23 protein-coding genes are annotated in these 23,473 nt (G+C 66.4%); 9 read left to right on the top strand and 14 right to left on the bottom strand.

Features of this window, described 5'->3' with window-relative positions; all coding sequences use genetic code 11:
- Positions 1–83 precede the first annotated feature (83 nt).
- The 6 genes from KHP16_RS16925 to KHP16_RS16900 all read right to left on the bottom strand — a co-directional run bounded on the left by KHP16_RS16925 (position 84) and on the right by KHP16_RS16900 (position 5,670).
- Positions 84–1,019, bottom strand: a complete 936-nt coding sequence (locus KHP16_RS16925) for an electron transfer flavoprotein subunit alpha/FixB family protein (protein WP_109580410.1) — start codon at positions 1,017–1,019, stop codon at positions 84–86.
- 17 nt (positions 1,020–1,036) lie between these two features.
- Positions 1,037–1,786 carry an electron transfer flavoprotein subunit beta/FixA family protein gene (locus tag KHP16_RS16920; RefSeq protein ID WP_109580409.1) on the bottom strand — a complete coding sequence of 250 codons (750 nt, stop codon included), beginning with the start codon at positions 1,784–1,786 and terminating at the stop codon, positions 1,037–1,039.
- Positions 1,787–2,026: 240 nt separating this feature from the next.
- Positions 2,027–2,821 (bottom strand): MetQ/NlpA family ABC transporter substrate-binding protein, encoded by a 795-nt coding sequence (locus tag KHP16_RS16915; protein ID WP_211960713.1) that lies wholly within the window; start codon positions 2,819–2,821, stop codon positions 2,027–2,029.
- Positions 2,822–2,884: 63 nt separating this feature from the next.
- Positions 2,885–3,541, bottom strand: coding sequence for a methionine ABC transporter permease (locus KHP16_RS16910; protein ID WP_109580407.1), 657 nt, complete (start codon positions 3,539–3,541; stop codon positions 2,885–2,887).
- Complete coding sequence (locus KHP16_RS16905) at positions 3,531–4,565, bottom strand: methionine ABC transporter ATP-binding protein (RefSeq protein ID WP_109580406.1); 1,035 nt, start codon at positions 4,563–4,565, stop codon at positions 3,531–3,533. The genes KHP16_RS16910 and KHP16_RS16905 overlap by 11 nt, the downstream gene beginning before the upstream one ends.
- Positions 4,566–4,746: 181 nt before the next feature.
- A complete protein-coding gene (locus KHP16_RS16900) occupies positions 4,747–5,670 on the bottom strand; it encodes a histone deacetylase family protein (RefSeq protein ID WP_211960712.1) in 924 nt (307 codons plus the stop codon).
- A gap of 94 nt (positions 5,671–5,764) precedes the next feature.
- On the opposite strand from KHP16_RS16900, the gene mltB reads away from it, so the two are divergent.
- Positions 5,765–6,883 carry a lytic murein transglycosylase B gene (gene mltB / locus KHP16_RS16895; RefSeq protein WP_109580404.1) on the top strand — a complete coding sequence of 373 codons (1,119 nt, stop codon included), beginning with the start codon at positions 5,765–5,767 and terminating at the stop codon, positions 6,881–6,883.
- A gap of 7 nt (positions 6,884–6,890) precedes the next feature.
- Here mltB and cysM read toward each other — a convergent pair whose 3' ends face one another.
- The 3 genes from cysM to KHP16_RS16880 all read right to left on the bottom strand — a co-directional run bounded on the left by cysM (position 6,891) and on the right by KHP16_RS16880 (position 9,747).
- Positions 6,891–7,793, bottom strand: coding sequence for a cysteine synthase CysM (gene cysM, locus KHP16_RS16890; protein ID WP_109582586.1), 903 nt, complete (start codon positions 7,791–7,793; stop codon positions 6,891–6,893).
- 82 nt (positions 7,794–7,875) lie between these two features.
- Positions 7,876–9,204 carry a solute carrier family 23 protein gene (locus KHP16_RS16885; RefSeq protein ID WP_109580403.1) on the bottom strand — a complete coding sequence of 443 codons (1,329 nt, stop codon included), beginning with the start codon at positions 9,202–9,204 and terminating at the stop codon, positions 7,876–7,878.
- 144 nt (positions 9,205–9,348) lie between these two features.
- Complete coding sequence (locus tag KHP16_RS16880) at positions 9,349–9,747, bottom strand: ComEA family DNA-binding protein (RefSeq protein WP_211960711.1); 399 nt, start codon at positions 9,745–9,747, stop codon at positions 9,349–9,351.
- A 339-nt stretch (positions 9,748–10,086) separates the two neighbouring features.
- Between KHP16_RS16880 and KHP16_RS16875 the strand changes: the two genes are divergently transcribed.
- The 8 genes from KHP16_RS16875 (at position 10,087) to KHP16_RS16840 (ending at position 18,383) form a co-directional block, all read left to right on the top strand.
- Entirely contained in the window at positions 10,087–11,223 is a 1,137-nt protein-coding gene (locus KHP16_RS16875; protein ID WP_109580401.1) for a branched-chain amino acid ABC transporter substrate-binding protein, read from the top strand.
- 96 nt (positions 11,224–11,319) lie between these two features.
- Positions 11,320–12,249: a branched-chain amino acid ABC transporter permease gene (locus KHP16_RS16870; RefSeq protein ID WP_115952653.1), complete on the top strand. Its 930-nt coding sequence runs from the start codon at positions 11,320–11,322 to the stop codon at positions 12,247–12,249.
- Between the two features lie 4 nt (positions 12,250–12,253).
- Complete coding sequence (locus KHP16_RS16865; protein WP_109580399.1) at positions 12,254–13,423, top strand: branched-chain amino acid ABC transporter permease; 1,170 nt, start codon at positions 12,254–12,256, stop codon at positions 13,421–13,423.
- The gene (locus tag KHP16_RS16860; RefSeq protein ID WP_121490608.1) at positions 13,420–14,214 is read left to right on the top strand and encodes an ABC transporter ATP-binding protein; all 795 of its coding nucleotides are present in this window, start codon (positions 13,420–13,422) and stop codon (positions 14,212–14,214) included. Before KHP16_RS16865 ends, KHP16_RS16860 begins: the two co-directional genes overlap by 4 nt.
- Complete coding sequence (locus KHP16_RS16855) at positions 14,211–14,918, top strand: ABC transporter ATP-binding protein (protein ID WP_121490607.1); 708 nt, start codon at positions 14,211–14,213, stop codon at positions 14,916–14,918. Before KHP16_RS16860 ends, KHP16_RS16855 begins: the two co-directional genes overlap by 4 nt.
- 37 nt (positions 14,919–14,955) lie before the next feature.
- On the top strand, positions 14,956–16,254 hold the full coding sequence (locus tag KHP16_RS16850; RefSeq protein WP_211960710.1) for an amidase: 1,299 nt from the start codon (positions 14,956–14,958) through the stop codon (positions 16,252–16,254).
- Positions 16,255–16,357: 103 nt separating this feature from the next.
- Positions 16,358–17,659, top strand: a complete 1,302-nt coding sequence (locus tag KHP16_RS16845; RefSeq protein WP_121490605.1) for a M20 family metallo-hydrolase — start codon at positions 16,358–16,360, stop codon at positions 17,657–17,659.
- 91 nt (positions 17,660–17,750) lie between these two features.
- Entirely contained in the window at positions 17,751–18,383 is a 633-nt protein-coding gene (locus tag KHP16_RS16840) for a helix-turn-helix domain-containing protein (RefSeq protein ID WP_373561884.1), read from the top strand.
- An 18-nt stretch (positions 18,384–18,401) separates the two neighbouring features.
- On the opposite strand, the gene rfaD is transcribed toward KHP16_RS16840, so the two are convergent.
- The 5 genes from rfaD to KHP16_RS16815 are packed head-to-tail and all read right to left on the bottom strand — an operon-like array spanning position 18,402 to position 23,414.
- Positions 18,402–19,409, bottom strand: a complete 1,008-nt coding sequence (gene rfaD / locus KHP16_RS16835) for an ADP-glyceromanno-heptose 6-epimerase (RefSeq protein WP_109580393.1) — start codon at positions 19,407–19,409, stop codon at positions 18,402–18,404.
- A 31-nt stretch (positions 19,410–19,440) separates the two neighbouring features.
- Positions 19,441–20,379, bottom strand: a complete 939-nt coding sequence (gene rfaE1 / locus KHP16_RS16830; RefSeq protein WP_109580392.1) for a D-glycero-beta-D-manno-heptose-7-phosphate kinase — start codon at positions 20,377–20,379, stop codon at positions 19,441–19,443.
- Between the two features lie 14 nt (positions 20,380–20,393).
- Positions 20,394–21,767 (bottom strand): UDP-glucose dehydrogenase family protein, encoded by a 1,374-nt coding sequence (locus tag KHP16_RS16825; protein ID WP_211960709.1) that lies wholly within the window; start codon positions 21,765–21,767, stop codon positions 20,394–20,396.
- 42 nt (positions 21,768–21,809) lie between these two features.
- On the bottom strand, positions 21,810–23,054 hold the full coding sequence (lapB, locus tag KHP16_RS16820; RefSeq protein ID WP_211960708.1) for a lipopolysaccharide assembly protein LapB: 1,245 nt from the start codon (positions 23,052–23,054) through the stop codon (positions 21,810–21,812).
- A gap of 3 nt (positions 23,055–23,057) precedes the next feature.
- Positions 23,058–23,414, bottom strand: coding sequence for a LapA family protein (locus KHP16_RS16815; protein ID WP_115952661.1), 357 nt, complete (start codon positions 23,412–23,414; stop codon positions 23,058–23,060).
- Between the last annotated feature and the right edge of the window lie 59 nt (positions 23,415–23,473).

The raw sequence follows: 23,473 nt of genomic DNA, 5'->3' as shown, positions 1-23,473 counted from the left end.
TCCTCGTCCTCGGTATGCGATACAAAAAAGCCGTTCGCGGGACAGGCCCGGAACGGCTGATTTTTTCTTCTTGTGCGGGGAGATCAGCCCAGTGCGGACACCAGTTCCGGCACCACGGTGTTCAGGTCGCCCACCAGACCGTAATCGGCCACCGAGAAGATCGGCGCCTCGGCATCCTTGTTGATCGCGACGATCACCTTGGAGTCCTTCATGCCGGCCAGATGCTGGATCGCGCCCGAGATACCCACCGCGATATACAGCTGCGGCGCGACGATCTTGCCGGTCTGGCCGACCTGATAGTCGTTGGGCACGAAGCCCGCGTCCACGGCCGCGCGCGAGGCGCCCAGCGCCGCGTTCAGCTTGTCGGCCAGCGGCGTCAGCACCTTGGTGTAGTTCTCGCCCGAACCCACGCCACGGCCACCGGACACGATGATCTTGGCGGCGGTCAGTTCAGGACGATCGCTCTTGGTGACTTCGCGCGACACGAATTGCGAGATGCCCGCATCGGCCACGGCCTGCAGCGTATCGACGCTGGCCGAACCGCCTTCGGTGGCAGCCGGGTCGAACGCCGTGCCGCGCACGGTGATCACCTTGATCTTGTCGGCCGACTTCACGGTGGCGATGGCGTTGCCCGCGTAGATCGGACGCTCGAAGGTGTCGGGGGCATCCACCTTGGTGATGTCCGACAGCTGCGCGACATCGAGCCTGGCGGCCACGCGCGGCAGGATGTTCTTGCCGTAGGCCGTTGCCGGCGCGAGGATGTGCGAATAGTCGCTCGCGATGGCCAGCACCTGCTCGGCCACGTTTTCGGCGAGGCCGTCGGCGAAGTACGGCGCGTCGGCCAGCAGGACCTTGCTCACGCCCGCGATCTTCGCGGCGGCATCGGCGGCGGCCCTGGCATTGGCGCCAGCGACGATCACGTGAACGTCGCCGCCGCACTGGGCGGCAGCCGTCACGACGTTGAGCGTGGCGGCCTTGATCGATTGATTGTCGTGTTCAGCAATGACGAGTGCAGTCATGTTTCCTCTCTCCGCGCTCAGATAACCTTGGCTTCGTTCTTCAGCTTTTGCACCAGCGTGGCCACGTCCGGCACCATCACGCCCGCGCTGCGCTTCGGCGGCTCCACGACTTTCACGGTCGAGAGGCGCGGCTTGACGTCGACGCCGAGGTCTTCCGGCTTGACCGTCTCCAGCGGCTTCTTCTTCGCCTTCATGATGTTCGGCAGCGTCACGTAGCGCGGCTCGTTCAGGCGCAGATCGGTAGTCACCACGGCCGGCAGCGTCACCGACACGGTTTCCAGACCGCCGTCCACTTCACGCGTCACGGAAGCCTTGCCGTCCGCGACCACGACCTTCGAGGCGAACGTCGCCTGCGGCAGGCCGGCCAGCGCGGCCACCATCTGGCCGGTCTGGTTCGAGTCGTCGTCGATGGCCTGCTTGCCGAGAATCACCAGCTGGGGTTGTTCCTTGTCGATCAGCGCCTTGAGCAGCTTGGCCACAGCCAGCGGCTGCAGGTCTTCGGCGGATTCCACCAGGATGCCGCGATCGGCGCCGATGGCCATCGCGGTACGCAGCGTTTCCTGGCACTGCGTCACGCCGCACGACACGGCGATGACTTCGGTCACGACGCCCGCTTCCTTCAGACGCACCGCCTCTTCCACAGCGATTTCGTCGAACGGGTTCATGCTCATCTTCACGTTGGCCAGGTCCACGCCCGAGCCATCCGACTTCACGCGGACCTTCACGTTGTAGTCCACCACCCGCTTGACTGCGACGAGTACTTTCATGCGCTCACTCCACTGATTGCTGGATAGTCCAAGATTTGAATCGCTCGCCATTATACCCATCGGCCCTGGGCCGATCCGGTTTTACGAACGATCGTACTATTTTTTCGCCTAAGATTGCCGGGCATCGCCCGGCAGTCCGAAATCTGCCGACCATTGTGCCGCAGGAACCGGCGCAAGGACAGCGTTTCGACGAAAACCTCGGTCATCGTCAGGGAAAACCCGAGGCTCGTGGCGGGGATATCACCAGGCGGCGATGACCGACTCCTTGAACGTCGTCGTGATGTACTGCTTCACTTCCGGCGAGTGGTAGGCCTTCACCAGCTTGGCGACCCAGGGCTTGTCCTTGTCCGCCGTGCGTACTGCCAGCAGGTTGGCATACGGACCCTTCGGGCCTTCCGTGGCGATGGCGTCACGCGTCGGCGAGAGGCCGGCGGATTCCGCATAGTTGCCGTTGATCGCGGCGGCATCGAGGTCGTCGAGCGAACGCGGCAGCTGCGCGGCGTCCAGTTCGACGATCTTGATCTTGCGCGGGTTCTCGATGATGTCCAGCGGCGTGGCCTTCAGGCCCGCGTCCGGACGCAGCTTGATCAGGCCCTTGGCCTGGAGCAGCAGCAGGCCGCGGCCGCCATTGGTCGGGTCGTTGGGCACGCCGACGCGTGCGCCGTTCTTGAGCTGGTCGAGCGACTTGATCTTCTTCGAGTACACGCCCATCGGGAACGTCACGGTGAAGCCCACGTTGCTGAACTTGTAGCCACGGTCCTTGATCTGCGCTTCCAGGTACGGCAGATGCTGATAGCTGTTGGCGTCGAGGTCGCCGGCCTGCAGCGCCGCGTTCGGCTGGATGTAGTCGCTGAACTCGACCACCTGGATGTTCAGGCCATCCTTCGCGGCGACCTTCTTTACCTGCTCCATGATCTGGGCGTGCGGGCCGCCGGTCACGCCGACCTTGATCGGCTTTTCCTGCGCGTGGGCGCCCAGCACCAGCGACGCCGCGCCCAGCGCGGCAATGGTCTTCAGCATGTTGCGACGTTGCATGTCGATTTCTCTCGCGTTTCCAGCGTGACTGGAATGTTGAATGTTGATGTTGTCAGGTAACGATCAGCGATGGCTGATCCGGCGGACCAGCCAGTCGCCGAAACTCTGCACGGCCTGCACGAACACGATCAGGATGATGACCACCGCCACCATCACCTCCGTGATGTAGCGCTGGTAACCGTAGCGAATGCCGAGGTCGCCGAGACCGCCGCCGCCGATCGCGCCCGCCATCGCCGAATAGCCGACGAGGCTTACGAAGGTGATGGTCAGTCCCGCGACGATGCCGGGCATCGCTTCAGGCAGCAGGACCTTCCAGACGATCTGGCGCGTGGTCGCCCCCATCGCCTGCGCGGCCTCGACGAGGCCCTTGTCCACTTCGCGCAGCGCGGCTTCCACCAGGCGGGCGATGAACGGCACCGCCGCGATCGTCAGCGGCACGACCGCCGCCGTGGTCCCGATCGACGAGCCGACGATGAAGCGCGTGAACGGAATCACGACCACCAGCAGGATGATGAACGGAATCGAGCGCACCGCGTTGACCACCACGCCGATGGTGCGATTGAACAGCGGATGCGACAGCACGCCGCCACGGTTGGTCAGGTGCAGCAGCACGCCAAGCGGCACGCCGAACAACGCCCCGACCACGCCCGAGATGCCCACCATCAGCAGGGTCTCGCCGAACGATCCGAGAAACAGGTCCAGCAATTCTTCAGACCACATGGTCGATCTCCTCCACTACGACGCCCTGCGCGCGCAGGTATTCCATCGCCGCCCGCACGTCGTCGGGTTCGCCGGTCGCCATGATCGCCAGCGAACCGAAGGCCTGGCCCTGGATCTCGTCGATATGGCCATGCAGGATATTGAAGTCGAGGCCATGCTGCCGGATCGCCTGCGCGAGCACGGGCTGATCCACGTTCTCTCCCGTGAAGGCAAGGCGGTAGACGTGATCGCGGCCGTTGCCGAGCCGCGACTCCACGCGCTTGAGCACGCTCTGCGGCAGCTCCTGCGCGATCACATCGCCGATCATCGCGCGCGTGACCGCGTGCTGGGGCCGGAGGAACACGTCGATCACGCGTCCGGTCTCGACCACGCTGCCGGCTTCGAGCACGGCCACACGGTCGCAGACCTGCTTGATGACCTCCATCTGGTGCGTGATCATCACGATGGTCAGGCCGAGTTCGCGATTGATCTTGCGCAGCAGTTCGAGGATCGCGCGCGTCGTTTCCGGATCGAGCGCGGACGTGGCTTCGTCGGAGAGCAGTACCTTGGGCTTGCTCGCGAGCGCACGGGCGATGCCCACTCGCTGCTTCTGCCCGCCGCTGATCTGCGCGGGATAGCGGTCGCGCAATGCGGACAGCCCCACCAGTTCGAGCAGCGGCAGCACCGTCGCGGCAATCTCCTGCTTCGACTTGCCGGCGAGTTCCAGCGGCAGCGCCACGTTGTCGTAGACCGTGCGCGACGACAGCAGGTTGAAGTGCTGGAAGATCATGCCGATCTCGCGACGGGCCTCGCGCAGCGCGCCGGTATCGAGCGCGGTCAGGTCCTGGCCGTCGACAATCACGCGTCCCGCGGTCGGGCGGTTCAGCAGGTTGATGGCACGCACGAGCGTGCTCTTGCCCGCGCCGCTGCGGCCGATGATGCCGAAGATCTCGCCCGCGGCGATGCCGAGGCTGACGTCCCGCAGCGCGTGGACCTCACCCGAACCTCCGGGGAAGCGCTGCGAGAGTCCTTGCAGTTCGATCATAGGAAAGGAAAACGGGAAATGAAAACGGCAACAGGCGAGACGGGCTCGAGCACTGTTGCCGCGCAGGAATTTGGCGAAGTCCGCATTTTATGCGAACGCCATGCCCCTTCAAACGAGATTTTTTCGATGGCCTTATGCGCTCATGGCATATAAAACGCCATAAAGTGCGTTAAAAATAACTTTACGTTTCGAGCAACACCTTCAGGTGCGCCAGCACGCTGCGGCCCAGCGCGCTCAGGTTGTAGCCGCCTTCCAGGCAACTGACGATGCGCCCCCGCGCATACGTCCGCGCCACCGCGATCAGCTGCGCCGTCATCCACGCGTAGTCCTGCTCGACGAGCCCCATCTGGCCGAGGTCGTCTTCGCGATGCGCGTCGAACCCCGCCGAGATGAAGATCATCTCCGGCTTGAAGTCATGGAGCCGCGGCAGCCAGATCGTATCCACCACCTCGCGCACGGCCAGCCCGTTGCTGTACGCGGGCAGCGGGATGTTCGACATGTTCGGCGCCACGTGATCGGTGCCGCTGTACGGATAGAACGGATGCTGGAAGAAGCTGCACATCAGCACGCGGGGCTCGTTGCGGAATGCCGCCTCGGTGCCGTTGCCATGGTGCACGTCGAAGTCGATGACCGCGACGCGATCGAGCCCGTGCGCGGCGAGCGCATGGCGCGCGGCGATCGCCACGTTGTTGTAGAAGCAGAACCCCATCGCGCGTCCGGGCTCGGCATGATGGCCAGGCGGGCGGACGCAGCAGAACGCGTTCTCGAGCTCGCCCGCGATCACGGCGTCGGTAGCCGCCACGGCCGCGCCGGCCGCATGGGATGCGGCCGTCAGCGTATGGGCATTCATCGAGGTGTCGGGGTCGATCTGCTGGTAGCCCGCGGCGGGGCTCAGCGATGCCAGCCCGCTGACATAGTCGGGCCGGTGCACGCGCTCGATCTGTTCGGCGGTGGCGGCGGGCGCCTCGCGGCGATCCAGCAGGCCGTCGATCGCATGCGAGATCAGATGGTCCTCGATCGCCTGCAGCCGCTCCGGGCATTCGGGATGGAAGTGCCCCATCTCGTGCAACAGAAACGCCGGGTGAGTGTAATAGCCCGTTGGCATCGTGTTTGTGGGTTCAAGTTTGTCTCCGAACGTTACGTTAGCACAGGACGTCGGACGGGTCCGTTATACTCGTCCGCGACTGGCAAAGGACAACATGACCGAGAAACAGCGATCCCTGCGGCGTCCGCCCCGACGCGTGTTGATGGGCGCCGCACTCAGCGCTGCCGCGTTGGGCCTCTGCGGCATCTCCCCCACCCTGCTTGCCGCGGGCAAGCGCCGCGTCAGCGTGCGGGAAGAAGAAATCGATCCCGGCCGTTATCAGAATCATCCCCAGGCGCGGGCCTTCATCGACGAGATGGTCTCGCGCCATGGCCTGGCCCGCGCCGACCTCGACAACTGGTTCGCGCAGACCGCGTATTCGGCCACCGTCGCGCGGCTCATCCTGCCGCCCACCACGCCCGGCAAGAAGAGCTGGCGCGCGTACCGGTCCCGCTTTATCGAACCGATCCGCATCAACGCGGGCGTCCGCTTCTGGCAGCAGAACCGCGAGACGCTACGCCGCGCGGAAGCCGAGTTCGGCGTACCGGCCTCCGTGATCGTGGGCATCATCGGCGTGGAGACGATCTACGGCCGCGACATGGGCTCGTTCCGCGTCATGGACTCGCTCTCGACGCTGGCGTTCGACTATCCCGATACGCCGAACCGCGAGGCGCGCACGAAACTGTTCCGCGACCAGCTGGCCGACTATCTGCTGTGGTGCCGCGACACGCGCACCGATGTGTTTTCCGTGACGGGCTCGTACGCGGGGGCCATCGGCATTCCGCAGTTCATGCCGACGAGCCTGCGCGAGTATGCGATCGACTACGACAACGATGGCCACATCGACCTGCGCAACAGTCCGGTCGACGCCATCGGCAGCGTCGGCCGCTTTCTGCAGCTGCATGGGTGGGAACAGGGGCGCCCGGTGGCGTGGCGCATCGCCGGCGATGCGGGAAGCCTAGGCGTCGCGACGGCGGCGGCGGACGGCGAGCCGTGGCCGACGCGGACGCTCAATCAGCTCACGCGCGCGGGGCTGCGTGTGGATGAACCGATCGACGTCGCGCGCGAAGGCGAGACCGGCGTGCTGGTCGTGGACCTGCCCACGCCGGACCAGCCGACCGAGTATCTGATCGGCCTGCGCAACTTCTATGTACTGACGCGCTATAACCGCAGCTTCTTCTACGCGCTCGCCGTGTATCAGCTCGGCGAGGCGGTGAAGGCGGCGATGGGCTGATGCGGCGTCAGGCCGGGAACACGCCCGTGGAGAGGTAACGGTCTCCACGGTCGCAGACGACGAACACGATCGTCGCGTTTTCCACTTCTTCGGCGATACGCAGCGCCACGCACAGGGCGCCCGCGGCGGAGATACCGCAGAAGATGCCTTCCTCTCGCGCCATGCGGCGGGCCATGTGCTCGGCGTCGGCCTGGCTCACGGGTTCCGTGCGGTCGATGAAGGTGGGATCGTAGATCTTCGGCAGGTACGCTTCCGGCCACTTGCGAATACCCGGAATGCGCGAACCTTCGGCCGGCTGCGCGCCGACGATCTGGATGGCCGTGTTCTTTTCCTTCAGATAGCGCGACACGCCCGTGATGGTGCCCGTGGTCCCCATCGCCGACACGAAATGCGTGATGCGGCCTTCGGTGTCCTTCCAGATTTCAGGACCGGTGGTCTCGTAATGCGCGAGCGGATTGTCCGGATTGGCGAACTGGTCGAGGATCACGCCTTTGCCCTCACGCTCCATCGCGTCGGCGAGGTCGCGCGCATATTCCATGCCGCCCTTGACCGGCGTAAGGATGATCTCCGCGCCGTACGCGGCCATGCTCTGACGGCGCTCGAGGCTCAGGTCCTCGGGCATGATCAGGACCATGCGGTAACCGCGGATCGCGGCGGCCATCGCGAGCGCGATGCCGGTATTGCCGGACGTCGCTTCGATCAGCGTATCGCCGGGCTTGATGCGGCCGCGCTCTTCGGCGCGGCGGATCATCGAGACTGCGGGCCGGTCCTTGACCGAGCCTGCGGGATTGTTCCCCTCCAGCTTGCCAAGGATCACATTGCCGCGCGCTTCGAGAGCGGCGCCAGGAATGCGTTGCAGTCGGACCAGCGGCGTATTGCCAATGGTGTCTTCAATCGTCTTGTAGGCCATGATGCGCGGATATGGGGGTTCGGCGGCCATTGTAATGCACCACCGACGCCCCCGCTGCCGACGCGGCTTTAGGACACGTGCCTTACAGCGCGGCGTCCTTCGCCGACTTGCCTTCGCCGAGCACGTGGTACAGCAGGATCGCGCCGAACGTGGCCGTCCCGATGCCGCCGAGCGTCAGGCCGCCCAGACGGAGCGTGAGGTCGCCGGCCGCCACGGTCAGCGTCGCGCCCACGGTAATCAGGTTGCGCGAGCTCGAGAAGTCCACGTTGTTCTGCACCCAGATGCGGCCCGCCGTCGCCGAGATCAGGCCGAACACGACGATCGTCAGGCCGCCGATGACGGCGCCCGGAATCGTCAGGATCAGCGCGCCGAACTTCGGCGAGAAGCCGAGCAGGATCGCCACGATCGCGGCCACGATGAAGATCAGCGTCGAGTAGATGCGCGTCACCGCCATCACGCCCATGTTCTCCGCGTACGTCGTCACGCCGGTACCGCCGCCGCTCGCGGACAGCATGGTCGCGATGCCGTCGCCGATGAACGCGCGGCCGATGTACGGGTCCAGATTGCGGCCGGTCATCACGCCAATGGCCTTGATGTGCCCGAGGTTCTCCGCCACGAGCACCACCGCGACCGGCGCGATCAGCAGCATCGCGCTCGCATCGAACACGGGCGCCGTGAACGCCGGCATGCCGAACCACGCGGCGGCGGCCACGCCGGAGAAATCGATCGGCTTGCCCATGCCCATCAGGTTCGTGGCCACGTAGTACGCGAGGTATCCGGCAAGGCCGCCGAGCAGCACCGGCAGACGGCCCGCCATGCCTGGGGCGCGCACCGCGACCAGACCCACGGCCAGCACGGTCAGCAGGCCAATCCACGTGTCGAGCGGCGCGGCGCTGACGGCCTTGACCGCCACGGGCGCGAGGTTGAGACCGATGGCCGCGACGATCGCGCCCGTCACCACCGGCGGCATCAGGCGTTCGACCCAGCCATAGCCGATGGCCTGCACGATCAGGCCGATCACCGTATATAACGCGCCGGCCGCGATGATGCCGCCGAGGGCGAGCGGGATGTTCGCGTTGGGACCGCTGCCGCCGTAACCCGTCGCCGCGATCACCACCGCGATGAACGCGAAGCTGGAGCCCAGGTAGCTGGGCACGCGGCCGCGCACGCACAGGAAGAAGATGAGCGTGCCGATGCCCGAGAACAGGATGGCGATATTGGGCGCAAAGCCCATCAGGATCGGCGCGATCGCGGTGGAGCCGAACATGGCCACCACGTGCTGGATGCCGGCGAGGATGGTCTGCCCCGCGGGCAGGCGCTCGTCTGGTGCGATCACGCCCTCGGTCTTGAGCCGCCACGTGGGCAGGAAACCGCTATCCCCTGGACGCTCTACGCGCTCGCCATTGCTCATGTTCTCTCCCTGTCTTCGCTGGCTATGATGATGCGATCCGGCGCGGAGGATCGCCCCGGCCGATGCGCCCGCATGATACCGCGCGCCCGCGCGGGCGCGCGTCAGCGAAGCACAACACGTACCCGCGCCGCGCCGCCGCGCGCATCAACGTTTGTCGCCCGCCACCGGCGTCGCGCCCTTCGGGGGCTTCCCGCCCCCGGCCGCTTTCTCCGCTTTCGCCGCTTTCTCCGCTTTCGCCGCGGCGCCCGTCTTGCCGAACGTCAGCCCGGCGGCCTGCAGGTTCGCCGCGGACCTGGGCCCGACGCCGGGAACGCGATCGGCCAGATCGTCGACATCGCGGAACGCCCCGCCCTGCGCGCGCGCCTCGACGATGCGGCGCGCCATCGCCGGGCCGATCCCGCGCACCTCCGTCAGCGCCGCCTCGGTAGCGGTATTGACGTCCACCGCGGCAGACGCCGCGAACGTCGGCAGCACCGCGCCCGCGCACCACAGCAATGCCATCATCACGCCCTGGCGAAACCGCCTCTTGCATCCATTGATCATCGGAAAGATCTCCTTTCATTAGGTTCAACGGGGCGCAACTCAGCATAGCGCCGACCCGTCCCCATCGAACGCTTCCGACACAAGCCGCCACGCACGCGATGCGGACATGTGTCTGCCCGAGACCGGTGCACGCCATGCCCGGCGACGCCCGGTCACGTCGATCCACGCCTCGCCGTTGTGCACAACGACACGAAAACCCGTGGCACGTTTCGTGCAAATGCTCGCATTCAAGTGACTTGAATGGCTTGAATGTCTCTGTACTTCAACGCAAGTCGCTTGAGTCCATTCTCGATCAAGGGGAGCAGCGTGCGAAAGATTCAGTACGGAGTGGTAGCGGCAATGCTCGGGACGTCCATGGCCATGGCGTCGATGACGGCGTCGGCCAAGGATGTCGTCAAGATCGCGTTCGTGGGACCGCTCACGGGCGGCGTGTCGTCGATCGGCCTCGGCGGCCGCAACTCGGCGGACCTCGCGGTCAAGCTGCGCAATGCGGATCCGAAGTCAAAGTACACCTATGAACTCGTCACGCAGGACGACGAATGCAAGCCGAACGTCGGCGTGCAGGTGGCCACCAAGATCAGCGCGGACCGCGGCATCGTCGCGGGCGTCACGCACTTCTGCTCGGCCGTGGCGATGGGCACCGTAGGCGTGTACAACCGCTTCGGCCTGCCCGTGGTGGTGTGGGGCGCGGTGCTGCCGGACATCACGTACGGCAACAACTTCAAGGAGATTCATCGCGTCAACGGCACGATGATCAACCAGAGCGAAGTGGCCGCCAAGTTCATGACGGGCCTCGGGTACAAGAAGTGGGCGATCATCCATGACACCACCGACTACGGCAAAGGCCACAACAAATACTTCAGCGAGTTCCTGAAGCGCGACGGCGGCACCGTCGTCGGCACGTTCGGCGTCACCGCGGACCAGCAGGACTTCACCAGCGAACTGACGAAGATCCGCGAGCTCAAGCCGGACGTCGTCTACTTCGGCGGGCTGACGCCGCTCGGCGTGCGCATCCGGACGCAGATGGAGAAGCTCGGCATCAAGGCGCAATTCGAAGGTACCTCGGGCATCAAGTCCGACGCGTATATCGAAGGCACGGGCAAGCAGCTGTCCGAAGGCTCGCTCGCGTTCATCGAGGGCGCGCCGTGGGAGAAGCTGCCCGGCGGCCTGTTCTTCACGGGCAAGTATCAGCAACAGAAGTATGGCGAGCCGCCCGAGGCCTACGGCGTATTCGCGTTCGCCGCGACGAACCTCATCATCGACGCGGTGGAGAAGGTCGGCCCGGACCGCAAGAAGGTGCGTGACGTGCTCAACGGCACGCGCGATGCGGAAACCGTGATCGGCAAGGTCACGTTCGACGACCATCGCCAGAACGTCGTGCCGCTGGTCACCAAGTATGTCGTCGAGGACGGCAAGTGGGTGATCTGGGAGGACAGCAGCTACGGCAAGGGCAAGAAGAAGCTCGCCGGTCTGTAAATCCCTGTCGGGTGGCCACGCGCCGCGCGCCGCGGCGCGTGCCCGCCCCCTCGCATCCTTCCACCGGCGGGTGGACGTCATCCTTCGGAATCCCGAATGAGCCTGATTGCCCAATACGTCTTCAACGGCCTGATGCTAGGCATGATCTACGCAATGGTCGCCGTTGGCTTCACGCTGTTCTTCGGCGTGCTCGACGTCATCAAGTTTTCGCACGGCGACACGCTGATGGTCGGCGCGTTCGCGGGTCTTGCCGCGTCGGCCGGCATGGTCATGCTGCATGTCGACGCGCCATGGCTTCAGTTGCTGGCCGTGGTCGTGTGCGCGGTGTGCGTGACCGGCCTGCTCGGCGCCGTGATCGCGCGCTTCCTGATCCTGCCGCTGCGCAAGGCGCCGCCGCTCAACACCCTGCTCGCCACGCTGATGCTCGGCACAGTGCTGCGCGAATGCGTGCGGCTGTTCTATCCCGATGGCTCGAACCCGAAGCCGTTTCCGCCGCTGCTGCCCACCGCGTCGATCGACCTCGGTGGCTTTGCACTACGCGCGGACAACGTGATCCTGCTCGGCACGGGCATCGCCATCATCGCGGGCGTGCATCTGCTGATCACGCGCACGCGCTTCGGCATGGCCATTCGCGCGGTGGCGCAGGATGGCGAAACCGCGACGCTGATGGGCATCAACTTCGAGGCCGTCGTGCTGCTGACCTTCGCGCTCGGCTCGTCGATGGCCGCGCTGGCCGGCGTGATGAACGGGCTCTACTACAACGAGATCAACTTCAACGTCGGGCTGCTGCTCGGCGTGATCGGCTTTGCCGCGGCGATCCTCGGCGGCCTCGGCAACATCTACGGCGCCATCCTCGGCGGCTTTCTCTTCGCGGCGCTACAGGTCTTCGGCAGCGCGCTGCTGCCGGCGATCGTGCCGGACATCCCCAGCGCGTACAAGGACGTGTTCGCGTTCGCGGCCGTCATCCTGCTCATGGCGTGGAAGCCTACGGGCCTCATCGCCGAAAAATCCAGTGAACGGGTCTGACATCATGCGGGCATCCTCTCTCTCCCCCCAGGCCGTGCTGGCGCTCGCGTGCGTCGTGCTCACGGCCTACCTGTGGTCGTTCCTGCATGCCGAGTCGCAGGTCGCCGTGGGCGTGCTGCTCGCGGTAGCCGCCGCGGCAACCCTGGCCGGACGCCGCTTCGGCGCGATCGCCGCGATCGAGCAGGCCGGCGCGCAGCGCCCCGGACTCGCCGCGCTGTGGGCGATCGGCGGCGCGCTCGCGCTCATCGCCGCGTTCTTCGATACGCACTTCGCGCTGCTCATGCTTTGCACGGTGCTGCTTTTCACGACGGCGTGCCTCGGGCTCACGCTGCAGTTCGGCTTCTCGGGCGTGGCGAACTTCGCGGGTGCCGCGTTCTTCGGTATCGGCAGTTATGCCACGGCGGTGCTCGCCACGCACACCGGTCTGCCGCAACTGCTCATCATCGTGATCTCCGGCCTGTTCGCCGCGCTCGTCGGCTCGCTGCTGATCACGCCCGTGCTGCGCACGCGTGGCCACTACGCGGCGCTCGTCACCATCGCGTTCGGCATCCTGTTCCGCACCTTTATCGAGGTCAACGACGTGCTGGGCGGCCCGCAGGGCATGCAGGTGCCCGGCATGACGACCTTCGGCCATGCGTGGAATGACGGCTTCACGCTATTCGGCATGGAGGCCTCGTTCTACGTCAGCTATGCACTGCTGAGTCTCGGCATCTGCGCGGGCGTGTTTGCGCTCGTGAAGTCGCTCGAACGATCGTGGGTTGGCCTGGCCATGGATGTGGTGCGCACCGACGAAACGGCCGCCGCGACGTTCGGCCTGCATATCGCGCGCTGGAAGGTCGTCGCATTCATGCTCGGCAACTTCTTCGCAGGTGTGGCGGGCAGCGTGTACGGCATGGTCACGGGCTTCGTGGCGCCGAACAACTTCACGTTCGCGGACTCGCTGCTGATGCTGTCGATCGTGATTCTCGGCGGGCTCGGCAATGCGGTGGGCCTGATACCGGCCGCGATCATCGTGCTCGTGCTCCCCGAAAAGCTGCAGTTCATCCAGGAGTACCGCTTCCTGTTCTATGCGGCGCTGGTGATCGTCATCCTGTTGTTCCGGCCCGATGGGCTGCTGCCGCGGCGCACCCGGCTGTTTTTCGGTGCGCGCGCGCCGCAGGGAGACGCAAAATGACTCCAGCTTCGTCCCCAGTGCTGGCGGAAGTCAGCGGCCTCACGATGCGCTTCGGTGGCCTGACCGCGCTCGATGGTCTGAACATGACCATCCACACCGGCGAGGTGCTCGGCCTGCTCGGCCCGAACGGATCGGGCAAGACCACCTTCTTCAACGTGCTGACGGGCCTCTACAAGGCCACCAGCGGCACCATCACGTACGACGGCGGCAACATCATCGGGAAGACCCCGCAGGAGGTCTATCGCGCTGGCGTCGCGCGCACGTTCCAGCGTTCGCGCCTGTCGCTGCCGCTGACCGTGTTCGACAATATCGTCATCGGCGATTATCAGCGCATGGATCACGGGCTCGTGTTCAATCTGCTGCGCCGCAAGGCGTTTCGCGCGCAGTACGACATGTACGTGGAGAAGGTGCTGGAGCTGCTGCGCATCTTCAGCCCGCCGCTGGCAGCGCGATTGTTCGAGCCGGTGGAAACGTTCAGCATGATCGATCGCCGCCGCATCGAAGTGTGCCGCGCGCTCATCAGCCAGCCGCGGCTGTTGCTGCTGGACGAGCCGTCGGCTGGCATGACCCACGACGAGACCCATGCGCTCATGGGCGACATCCTCGACGTGCGCGCGAAGCTCGGCAACCTCACCGTCGTGCTGATCGAGCACGAGATGAACGTGATCGAACGCATCACCGACCGCTGCGTGGTGCTCAACTATGGCCGCAAGATTGCCGAGGGCACGTACGCGGAGATTACCGCCGACCCGGCGGTGCAGACCGCCTACCTCGGGGAGGATGCCGCATGAGCACGCTCAACGTCCGTGGACTGACCACGGGATACGATAAGGTCAACGTGCTGCACGACGTGTCGATCGACGTGCCCGAGGGCAAGATCACCTGCATCCTGGGCGCGAATGGCGCCGGCAAGAGCACGCTGATCCGCGCGATTCTCGGCCTGACGCCGCCGCGCGCGGGACAGGTGATATGGGATGGCCAGGACCTCGCCGGCCGCCGCACGCACGACATCATCGCGCGCGGCATCTCCTGCATTCCGGAGGGCCGCAAGGTATTCCCGCGCATGACGGTGGCCGAGAACCTCGCGCTCGGCGCGTTCCTCGAGAAAGACGCCCCACGCGTGCGCGAACGCCTGGAACAGGTGTACGAGATCTTTCCGCGCCTGCGCGAGCGCGCGAAGCAGCTCGCGGGTACCATGTCCGGCGGCGAGCAGGCGATGGTGTCGATCGGCCGCGGGCTGATGGCGCAGCCTCGCCTGCTCGTGATCGACGAGCCGTCGCTCGGGCTCTCGCCGCTGTACGTGAAAGAAAACTTCAAGGTAATCGAGCGCATCAACAAGCTCGGCATCACGGTGCTGCTCGTCGAGCAGAACGCGCGGCAGACGCTCGCGATCTCGCACTACGGTTATGTGCTGTCGCAGGGTCGCGTGGTCGCGCACGACACGTGCGAGGCGCTGGCCCGCAACGACGAAGTGCGCGCCGCTTATTTTGGTTGAGCTTGTTCTTGTGACGCACCGCAGCGAAGGAAACGCCATGGATGACCTGCTGACCCTGCCCGCCCGCATGCTTGCCATCCGCCTCGCGCGGCGAGAGGCGCGCGCGGAGGATGTCGTGCGCGCCTGCCTCGACCGCATCGAGGCGCTCGAGCCGACGGTTCGCGCATGGACGGCCGTCAACGCGGACGGCGCGCTCGCGGCCGCGCGGCAACTGGATGCCGGCCCCGTGACGGGGGCGCTGCACGGCCTGCCCATCGGGGTGAAGGACCTGATGGATACGGCCGATCTGCCGACGGCATACGGCTCGCCCATCTATGCGGGCCATCGTCCGGCATACGATGCCGCGGTGGTCGCCGCAACGCGGGCGGCGGGCGCGGTGGTACTCGGCAAGACCGTGACCACCGAGTTCGCCACCTATCAGCCCGGCCCCACGCGCAATCCCCGCGCGCCCGCCGATGCCCCACGCACGCCTGGCGGCTCGTCCAGCGGCTCCGCCGCGGCCGTCGCGGCGGGCATGGTGCCGCTGGCGTTCGGCACGCAGACCGCCGGCTCCATCATCCGGCCCGCCGCGTTCTGCGGCGTGGTCGGCTACAAGCCCACGCATGGCACGCTGCCGCTCGCGGGCATCAAGCCGCTTGCGCCGAGCCTCGATACGGTAGGCGTGCTCGCGCGCGGCGTGGACGACGCCGCGTTCTTCATCGGCACGCTTGCGCGGCTGCCGCTGACGCCGAGCCTGCCGGAAGCGTCGCGCGCGCTGCGCGTGGGCCTGTTCCGCACGCCGCACTGGGATCGCGTCGATGCCAGCGGCGGCGGCGCATTCGACGCCGCGGCGCGCGCGCTCGAACGGTCTGGCGCAACCATCACTGACGTGACGATCCCCGCCTTCACCGCCGACCTTACGCAGGCGCAGATCGACATCATGGCCATCGAGGCCGCCGCCGCGTTTGCCCCGGAGGCGCACGCGCGCGCGGAGGGTTTCAGCGCGGGATTCGCCTCGCTGCTGGCCAGCGGCAACGCGCTCGACGGCACCCGTCACGCGGCCGCGCGCGCCCACGCCGCACGGGTGCGCCACGCGCTGTCAGAGACGTTCGCCCATGTCGATGTGCTCCTCGCCCCGAGCGCGCCCGGCGAAGCGCCGGCCGGCCTCGACGCCACCGGCGACCCGCTGTTCAATCGCATGTGGACGCTGCTCGGCGTGCCATGCGTGCATGTGCCGACGGGTCTCGGCGCCGCGGGCATGCCGGTCGGCGTGACGGTGATTGGCCCCACGTATGGCGATGCGGCCGCGTTGTCGGCAGCGCATGCGCTCGAACGCGCCCTCGCCCACGCAATTTGATGACATCGGCGACGCCAGCGCGCATTGCCGACATCCACGCGACATCCATGGAGTCTCCGGTTTGACTTTCCCCGCCCCTTCCCACGACGCCCACGCCGACAATATGGACGACACGGACGATACGGACGACACGGTCGCCGCGCGCGCGCAGGACCATGTCGATGATGCCCGGCTCCAGCAGGCCATCGCCGACCTCGCCGCATTCGGCGCGCGCGACGATGGCGGTGTCTCGCGCCAGACGCTGACGCCGATCGATCTCGCCGCGCGCCGTCACCTGATCGACCGTGCCCGCGCGCTCGGCTGCGAAGTCGGCATCGACGCGTGCGCCAACCTGTTCTTCCGCCGGCCGGGACTCGACGATACGCTGCCGCCCGTGCTCACGGGCAGCCATGCCGATACGCAGCCTGTCGGTGGCAAGCTCGACGGTGCCTATGGCGTGATCGCCGGCCTCGAAGTCATCGCCGCGCTCAACGATGCGGGCATTCGCACGCAACGGCCGATCGAGGTCGTGGCGTGGACCAATGAGGAAGGCAGCCGCTTCGGTCCGGGCTGCATGGGGTCGAGCGCGTTCGTCGAACCCTCGCGGCTCGAGGCCTTCCGCGCTTCGACCGATGGCGATGGCGTGCGCTTCGGCGACGCGCTCGACGCCGCGCTCGGCGACGTGCCCGATGTGCCCCGGCTGCCGATGGCGCGTCCGATGGCGTCGTGCGTGGAGCTCCATATCGAACAGGGTCCCGTGCTCGAACGCGCGAACGTGCCACTCGGCGTGGTCACCGGCATCCAGAGCGTGCGCTGGTTCCGCGTGACCTGCATGGGACAGATGGCGCATGCGGGCACGACGCCGATGGACGAGCGCGCCGATGCGATGGCGCGTGCAGTGTCGCTGGCGCATCGGCTCTATGCCTATGTGGCCGCGGAGGCTGCGACGCAGCTCCGGCTCACGCTCGGGCGCTGGCTGGTTGCGCCGAATTCGGTCAATACCATTCCGGGCAGCGTCACGTTCACGATCGACGCGCGTTGTGTGGACGAGGCCGTGCTCGATCGATTCGAACAGGCACTGCATGCGGCGATCGCCGAGGTTCGCGCGCCGCGACAGGACATCACGGTGGAGGGATTGTTCCGGCAGGCGCCGACACATTTTCCGTCGTCGATGCAGGCGCTGGTGGAGGCGGCCTGCACGCGCGCGCTGCAACAGCGCGGGCTAGGCACGCCCATTCGGCTAACGTCGGGCGCGTTCCACGACGCGATGTACCTCGCCGCCCACTGCCCTACCGCGATGATCTTCGTGCCGAGCCGAGGCGGCATCAGCCACAATGCGGCAGAGTTCACCGACGCGCCATCGCTGTTGCTTGGCGCGCGGGCCCTTGCGTACACCGTCACTGCGCTTGCCTATGCCGACCGCTAAGTCTGCCACTCAGTCCGCCACTAAGTCCGCCACCAAGTCCGCCACTACAAGCGCCGCCGCGCCGGCAGCGAAGAAGTTGGCATCAAAAAAGGTGGCATCGAAGAAGGTGACATCAAAGGAAGCGCCCACGGGCGCGGTCCGGCGCAAGCCATCGGCACCGGCCGCCGCCTCGGCTCCCAGCCCCACCGCGACCCTCGGCTTGCGCCTCAAACACGCCCGACTCGTCGGGGGCCTCACGCTGCTGCAAGTCGCCCGCAAGGCCGACTGCTCCGAGAGCCTGTTGTCGAAGCTCGAGCGCGGACTGGCCACGCCATCTCTGGCGATGCTGCACAGGCTGGCCGTGGCGCTCGATACCAACATCGCCGCCCTGACGAGCGAAGAAGCCCCGCTCGACAGCCCCATCCGCCGCGCGGGCGAGCGCCACGTGATCCGCGCGGGCGGCATCGCGCTGGAGCGGCTCGTGCTGCCGCAGCGCGGTGGCCTGCTCCAGGCGAACATCCATATCGTGTCGCCCGGCGAGGCGAGCGACGGGCAGATCGTGCATGCGGGAGAAGAAGTCGGCTACGTGCTGGAGGGCACGCTCGAGCTGATGCTCGGCGACGAGACGTATTTGATCGAGGCAGGCGACGCGTTCCACTTCCCGAGCCACGTCGCGCATGGCTATCGCAACGTGGGCACGGGCATCGCGCGCGTGCTCTGGGTCAATTCCCCGGCAACCTTCTGACGGTTGCCGGCGGAACTATCAGGCGGCGCGTTCCAGTAGCCACTTGCAGTAACGTGCAACGCCTTCCTGCACGGTGAGGAACGGCGCGTCATACCCCGCCTCGCGCAGGCGCGACACGTCGGACTGCGTGAACGACTGATACTTGCCGCGCAGCGCATCCGGGAACTTGATGTACTCGACGAGGCCTTCCTGCACCATGTCTTCGAGCGAGAGGGGCGGCTTGTCGTCGGCCTCGCGCAGCGTGTTCACCACGGTCTGCGCGATATCGTTGAACGGCTGCGCGCGGCCGGTGCCCAGGTTGAAGATGCCCGACTTGCCCGGATGATCGAGGAAGAACAGGTTCACCTTCACCACATCCTCGACCGACACGAAGTCCCGGCTGTGCATGCCGGGGCCATAGCCGCCGTACTCGCCGAACAGCTTGACGATGCCTTCCGAGCGGAACTGGTTGAAGTTGTGGAACGCCACGGACGCCATGCGGCCCTTGTGGGCCTCGCGCGGGCCGTACACGTTGAAGTAGCGGAAGCCCACCACCTGCGACATACCCGACGCGCGCGCCGAGGCAAGCCGGCGACGCACGACCTGGTCGAACAGGAACTTGGAGTAGCCGTACACATTGAGCGGACGTTCGAATTCGCGGTCCTCGCGGAACGTCGTCGAGGCGCCGTACGTGGCCGCCGACGATGCGTACAGGAACTGCGTGGCCTGTTCGAGGCAGCTCTCCATCAGCGCCAACGTATAGCGGTAGTTGTTCTCCATCATGTAGCGGCCGTCGGTCTCCATGGTGTCGGAGCACGCGCCCTCGTGGAACACCGCGCGGACCTTGCCGAAATCGCCGCGGGCGAAGCGCGCGAGGAAATCCTGCTTGTCCACGTAGTCCGCAATCTCGCAGTCCACGAGATTGTTGAATTTCTCGGCGCGCGTGAGGTTATCGACGGCGATGATGTCGTGCTCGCCACGGTCGTTCAGACCCTTGACGATATTGCTGCCGATCAGTCCGGCGGCGCCGGTGACGATGATGGTCATGGTGAATGCTTGAGTGAACCGAACCGCCTGTTCAACCGAACAGCTCGGGGTAGGTGACAACGGCAGTGCCGAGCTTGCCGACGACGATACCGCCCGCGCGGTTGGCATGCTGCACGGCTTCCTTGAGCGGCACGCCCGCGCCGAGCATCGTGGCCAGCGTGGCAATCACGGTATCGCCCGCACCGGATACATCATAGACTTCGCGCGCCTGCGCCGACACGTGCAGCACTTCGGCCTCCGTGTACAGCGTCATGCCCTCTTCCGAACGCGTGAGCAGCAGTGCTTCCAGCTGCAGCGCGCGCCGCAGGTTCTGGGCGCGGATGGTCAGGTCCGCTTCCGTCTTCCATGCGCCCACCACGGCGCGCATCTCGGCGCGGTTCGGGGTGATCAGCGTGGCGCCGCGATAGCGCGAGTAATCGTCGCCCTTGGGATCGATGAGCACGGCCCGGCCAGCGGCGCGTCCCGCCTCGACCATACGGCCTACGTGCGTGAGGCCGCCCTTGCCGTAGTCGGACAGCACCAGCACCTGATAGTCGTTGACCAGGCCTTGATAGCGGTCCTGTACCGAAGCGAGCACTTCCGTCGCCGGCGCGTTCTCGAAATCGACGCGCAACAGCTGCTGCTGATGTGCCACCACGCGCAGCTTGATCGTGGTGTTGAGCGTCGGGTCGCGGTGCAGATACGGCTGCACGTGGCTTTCGGCGAGCAGCGCCTCGAGCGTGCGGCCCGGCTCGTCGTCGCCGATCACGCCCAGCATACCGACTCTCGCGCCGAGCGCGGCCGCGTTGCGCGCGACGTTCGCCGCGCCACCAAGGCGCTCCTCGCTGCGCTTGATCTGCACCACGGGCACGGGCGCCTCCGGCGAGATGCGGTCCACGCTGCCGAACCAGTAACGGTCCAGCATCATGTCGCCGACCACCAGCACCTGTGCCTGCTGAATCTGTTCCTGCGGGATTTGGATTCTGCTCATGCGATGTCCGCGTATCAGCGCGCCAGGGTCGGACGCCCGATCGCGTGGTATTCGATGCCGGCCTGGACCATGGCATCGGGTTCATAGAGATTGCGGCCGTCGAAGATGACCGGTTCCTTGAGCTGGCTGCGGATCTGCGCGAAGTCCGGGCTGCGGAACACCTTCCACTCGGTCACGATCACGAGCGCATCGGCGCCGTCGAGCGCATCCATCTGCTGCTGGCAGAAGTGTACGCGCGCCATGCCGCCCGGGATATCCGCCAGATCGGCCTCCAGCACGCGCCGCGCCTCCTCCATCGAGACGGGGTCGTGCACGCGCAGCGACGCCCCGCGCGACACGAGCTCGCGCGCCAGCACGCGCGAGGGCGCCTCGCGCATGTCGTCGGTATTGGGCTTGAACGCGAGCCCCCACACCGCGAACGTGCGGCCCGTCAGGTCTTCGCCGAAACGCGCCACGACCTTCGTGCCGAGCACCTGCTTCTGGCTGTCGTTGACGGCTTCCACCGCCTCCAGCACGCGCATCGGCTTGCCGTACGACGACGCGGTGCGCATCAGCGCCTGCACGTCTTTCGGGAAGCACGAGCCGCCGTAGCCGGCACCCGCGTACAGGAAGCTGTACCCGATGCGCGGATCGGAGCCGATGCCAAGCCGCACGAGTTCGATGTCCGCACCGACTTCGTCGGCGAGGTTGGCCAGTTCGTTCATGAACGAGATACGCGTCGCCAGCATCGAGTTGGCCGCGTACTTCGTGAACTCGGCCGAGCGCACATCCATATAGAACGTCCGCTCGTGGTTGCGGTTGAACGGCGAGTACAGCTGGCGCATGATCGCCTGCGCGTGGCGGCCCGCGGCATTCGCGTCGCAGCCGAGCACGATGCGGTCCGGACGCATGAAGTCCTCCACCGCCGCGCCTTCCTTCAGGAACTCGGGATTCGACACCACCGAGAACTGCAGGTCTTCGAGCCCGCGCGCGGCCAGTTCCTCGCGGATGACCGCCGCGACGCGATCGCCCGTGCCCACGGGCACCGTGGACTTGTCCACCACCACCTTGAAGCCCGTCATATGGCGGCCGATGTTGCGGGCGGCGGCCAGCACGTATTGCAGGTCCGCCGAGCCGTCCTCGTCGGGCGGCGTGCCCACGGCGATGAACTGCACGTCGGCATGCTCGACGCTCGCGGCCACGTCGGTGGAGAACGTGAGGCGTCCCGCCGCGCGGTTGCGTTCGATCAGTTCCTTGAGACCCGGCTCGTAGATCGGCACGCCGCCCACATTGAGCAGCGCGATCTTGCGTTCGTCCACATCGAGGCAGAACACCGAGTTGCCGAGCTCGGCAAGGCATGCGCCGGTAACGAGGCCGACGTAACCGCTACCGATAATCGTGACTTTCATGACAGATACTCCAGAAGCAAATGGCTAACGTGCATATAACGCTCAGCCGAGGGCTTCGGTACGACGCGGTGCATAAGTTTCCCAACGATTACAGCCCGGGCACTGCCAGTAGAACAGCCGCGCGCGGAATCCGCACTCGCGGCACGTGTAGCGTGCGAGGTTGCGCGTGCGCGCCTGCAGCAGGTCGCGAATCGCCGCGGTTTCCTGCGCCTGGGTGTCCTTCACCTCCACGTCGGCGCTCGTGCCAGCATCTTCCGACGCGGCAGCACCTTCGGTGACCGCGGCGGGCGCTGCGGCACTGGCCTGCGCGGCCTGGGCCTCGAAATACTTGGTCAGCGCCAGCAGCGTCGGCTGACGGCGCAACTGTTCGCGCATCAGCGTGGCGGCCGCCACAGGACCGTTCAGTTCCAGTTCGGTGCGATACGCCGTGTCGAGCAGTTCTGCCGCCAGATTGCCCTTGAGCAATTCGCGCAGCCAGGCCAGCGCCTGCCCCTGCTCGCCCAGCGTCGCGTACGCCTTGACCACACGATCCGCCACCAGCGGCAGGAACGACGCGTCCTGCTTCTCGATGCCGAGCCAATGCGACAACGCGCCGCGCGCATCGCCGGCGGCCAGCGCCACATCGCCGAGCAGCATCGGCGCGCGCACGTTGGCCGGATTCTCCTGCACCACCTGATTCAGCCATTCGATCGCGGCGTCCGGCTTCTTGCGCTGCAGCGCGTCCTGCGCCAGTTCGCAGCAGAACTGCGCGATCTGCACGCGATAATCCTTCTGCTCGAGCGTCTGCAGTTCACGTGCCGCGTCGATGGCCTTCTGCCATTCCTTCTCGACCTCGTACAGTTCCAGCAGCACACGCTTGGCGGACGCCGCATACGGGCCCGACATCAGGCGGCGCAGCGACTCCTCCGCGCGGTCGAGCAGCCCCGCGCGCAGAAAGTCCTGCCCCAGTTCATAGAGCGCGTGCTCACGCTCGGGTTCCGGCAGATCGGGACGCGTGGCCAGGTTCTGGTGCACGCGGATCGCACGCTCGGTTTCGCCACGGCGGCGGAACAGCGCACCGAGCGCGAAGTGGAGTTCGGTGGTTTCCGGGTCCAGGCGCGCCACCTCGATGAAGGCGTCGATCGCCTTGTCCGGCTGCTCGTTGAGCAGGAAATTGAGGCCCTTGAAATAGGAGCGCGGCAACGCGCCCTGCTCGCTCAGCAGCTGGCGCAGGTCAAAGCGCGCGGCCATCCACCCCAGGCCGAATACAAGTGGCAGCGCAAGCAGCCACCAGGTTTCGAACATCATCGATCAGACTCTCGGGCCGCTCGGGCCAATCACGTTATAAGGAACTTTGGACGATACCTGCGCTTCCGGCGGCGGATGGCCACCCGGGTTCGGCGGGCCCGCGGGCGCCTTCGCCCGCGCGTCGTTCAGCGCGCGGCGCAGCCGCGCCACCTCCATGCGCTGGCGCATGAGCCCGGGCGCGATCGCCGCGAGTCCCGCGACGATGCCGAGGCCGAACGCGGCCAGCAGGATCAGAATCAGCGGCGCATGCCATACCGCGCCAAAGAACAGCTGGAGCGTGGCGTCATCGGTATTGCGCAGCGCTAGCACGAACAGCAGGGCGAACAGGACGATGCGGATGATCCAGGCGACTAGTCTCATGCAGTGGCAGCTCGCGGTTGGCGGTGCGGTTGATGTTGCGGTTGCTGGTGCGGTCGGCG

Source organism: Cupriavidus plantarum (assembly GCF_905397285.1).
In the GTDB taxonomy this organism is placed as follows: Bacteria; Pseudomonadota; Gammaproteobacteria; order Burkholderiales; family Burkholderiaceae; genus Cupriavidus; species Cupriavidus plantarum.
Note: the sequence above shows the minus strand (reverse complement) of the source record. Positions and strands in the feature narration are given on the sequence as shown.

What these genes read in the sequence shown, in the direction of transcription:
- KHP16_RS16925 (WP_109580410.1), bottom strand. Translation starts at nt 1,019, where the DNA reads ATGACTGCACTCGTCATTGCTGAACACGACAATCAATCGATCAAGGCC.
- KHP16_RS16920 (WP_109580409.1), bottom strand. Translation starts at nt 1,786, where the DNA reads ATGAAAGTACTCGTCGCAGTCAAGCGGGTGGTGGACTACAACGTGAAG.
- KHP16_RS16915 (WP_211960713.1), bottom strand. Translation starts at nt 2,821, where the DNA reads ATGCAACGTCGCAACATGCTGAAGACCATTGCCGCGCTGGGCGCGGCG.
- KHP16_RS16910 (WP_109580407.1), bottom strand. Translation starts at nt 3,541, where the DNA reads ATGTGGTCTGAAGAATTGCTGGACCTGTTTCTCGGATCGTTCGGCGAG.
- KHP16_RS16905 (WP_109580406.1), bottom strand. Translation starts at nt 4,565, where the DNA reads ATGATCGAACTGCAAGGACTCTCGCAGCGCTTCCCCGGAGGTTCGGGT.
- KHP16_RS16900 (WP_211960712.1), bottom strand. Translation starts at nt 5,670, where the DNA reads ATGCCAACGGGCTATTACACTCACCCGGCGTTTCTGTTGCACGAGATG.
- mltB (WP_109580404.1), top strand. Translation starts at nt 5,765, where the DNA reads ATGACCGAGAAACAGCGATCCCTGCGGCGTCCGCCCCGACGCGTGTTG.
- cysM (WP_109582586.1), bottom strand. Translation starts at nt 7,793, where the DNA reads ATGGCCTACAAGACGATTGAAGACACCATTGGCAATACGCCGCTGGTC.
- KHP16_RS16885 (WP_109580403.1), bottom strand. Translation starts at nt 9,204, where the DNA reads ATGAGCAATGGCGAGCGCGTAGAGCGTCCAGGGGATAGCGGTTTCCTG.
- KHP16_RS16880 (WP_211960711.1), bottom strand. Translation starts at nt 9,747, where the DNA reads ATGATCAATGGATGCAAGAGGCGGTTTCGCCAGGGCGTGATGATGGCA.
- KHP16_RS16875 (WP_109580401.1), top strand. Translation starts at nt 10,087, where the DNA reads ATGCTCGGGACGTCCATGGCCATGGCGTCGATGACGGCGTCGGCCAAG.
- KHP16_RS16870 (WP_115952653.1), top strand. Translation starts at nt 11,320, where the DNA reads ATGAGCCTGATTGCCCAATACGTCTTCAACGGCCTGATGCTAGGCATG.
- KHP16_RS16865 (WP_109580399.1), top strand. Translation starts at nt 12,254, where the DNA reads ATGCGGGCATCCTCTCTCTCCCCCCAGGCCGTGCTGGCGCTCGCGTGC.
- KHP16_RS16860 (WP_121490608.1), top strand. Translation starts at nt 13,420, where the DNA reads ATGACTCCAGCTTCGTCCCCAGTGCTGGCGGAAGTCAGCGGCCTCACG.
- KHP16_RS16855 (WP_121490607.1), top strand. Translation starts at nt 14,211, where the DNA reads ATGAGCACGCTCAACGTCCGTGGACTGACCACGGGATACGATAAGGTC.
- KHP16_RS16850 (WP_211960710.1), top strand. Translation starts at nt 14,956, where the DNA reads ATGGATGACCTGCTGACCCTGCCCGCCCGCATGCTTGCCATCCGCCTC.
- KHP16_RS16845 (WP_121490605.1), top strand. Translation starts at nt 16,358, where the DNA reads ATGGACGACACGGACGATACGGACGACACGGTCGCCGCGCGCGCGCAG.
- rfaD (WP_109580393.1), bottom strand. Translation starts at nt 19,409, where the DNA reads ATGACCATCATCGTCACCGGCGCCGCCGGACTGATCGGCAGCAATATC.
- rfaE1 (WP_109580392.1), bottom strand. Translation starts at nt 20,379, where the DNA reads ATGAGCAGAATCCAAATCCCGCAGGAACAGATTCAGCAGGCACAGGTG.
- KHP16_RS16825 (WP_211960709.1), bottom strand. Translation starts at nt 21,767, where the DNA reads ATGAAAGTCACGATTATCGGTAGCGGTTACGTCGGCCTCGTTACCGGC.
- lapB (WP_211960708.1), bottom strand. Translation starts at nt 23,054, where the DNA reads ATGATGTTCGAAACCTGGTGGCTGCTTGCGCTGCCACTTGTATTCGGC.
- KHP16_RS16815 (WP_115952661.1), bottom strand. Translation starts at nt 23,414, where the DNA reads ATGAGACTAGTCGCCTGGATCATCCGCATCGTCCTGTTCGCCCTGCTG.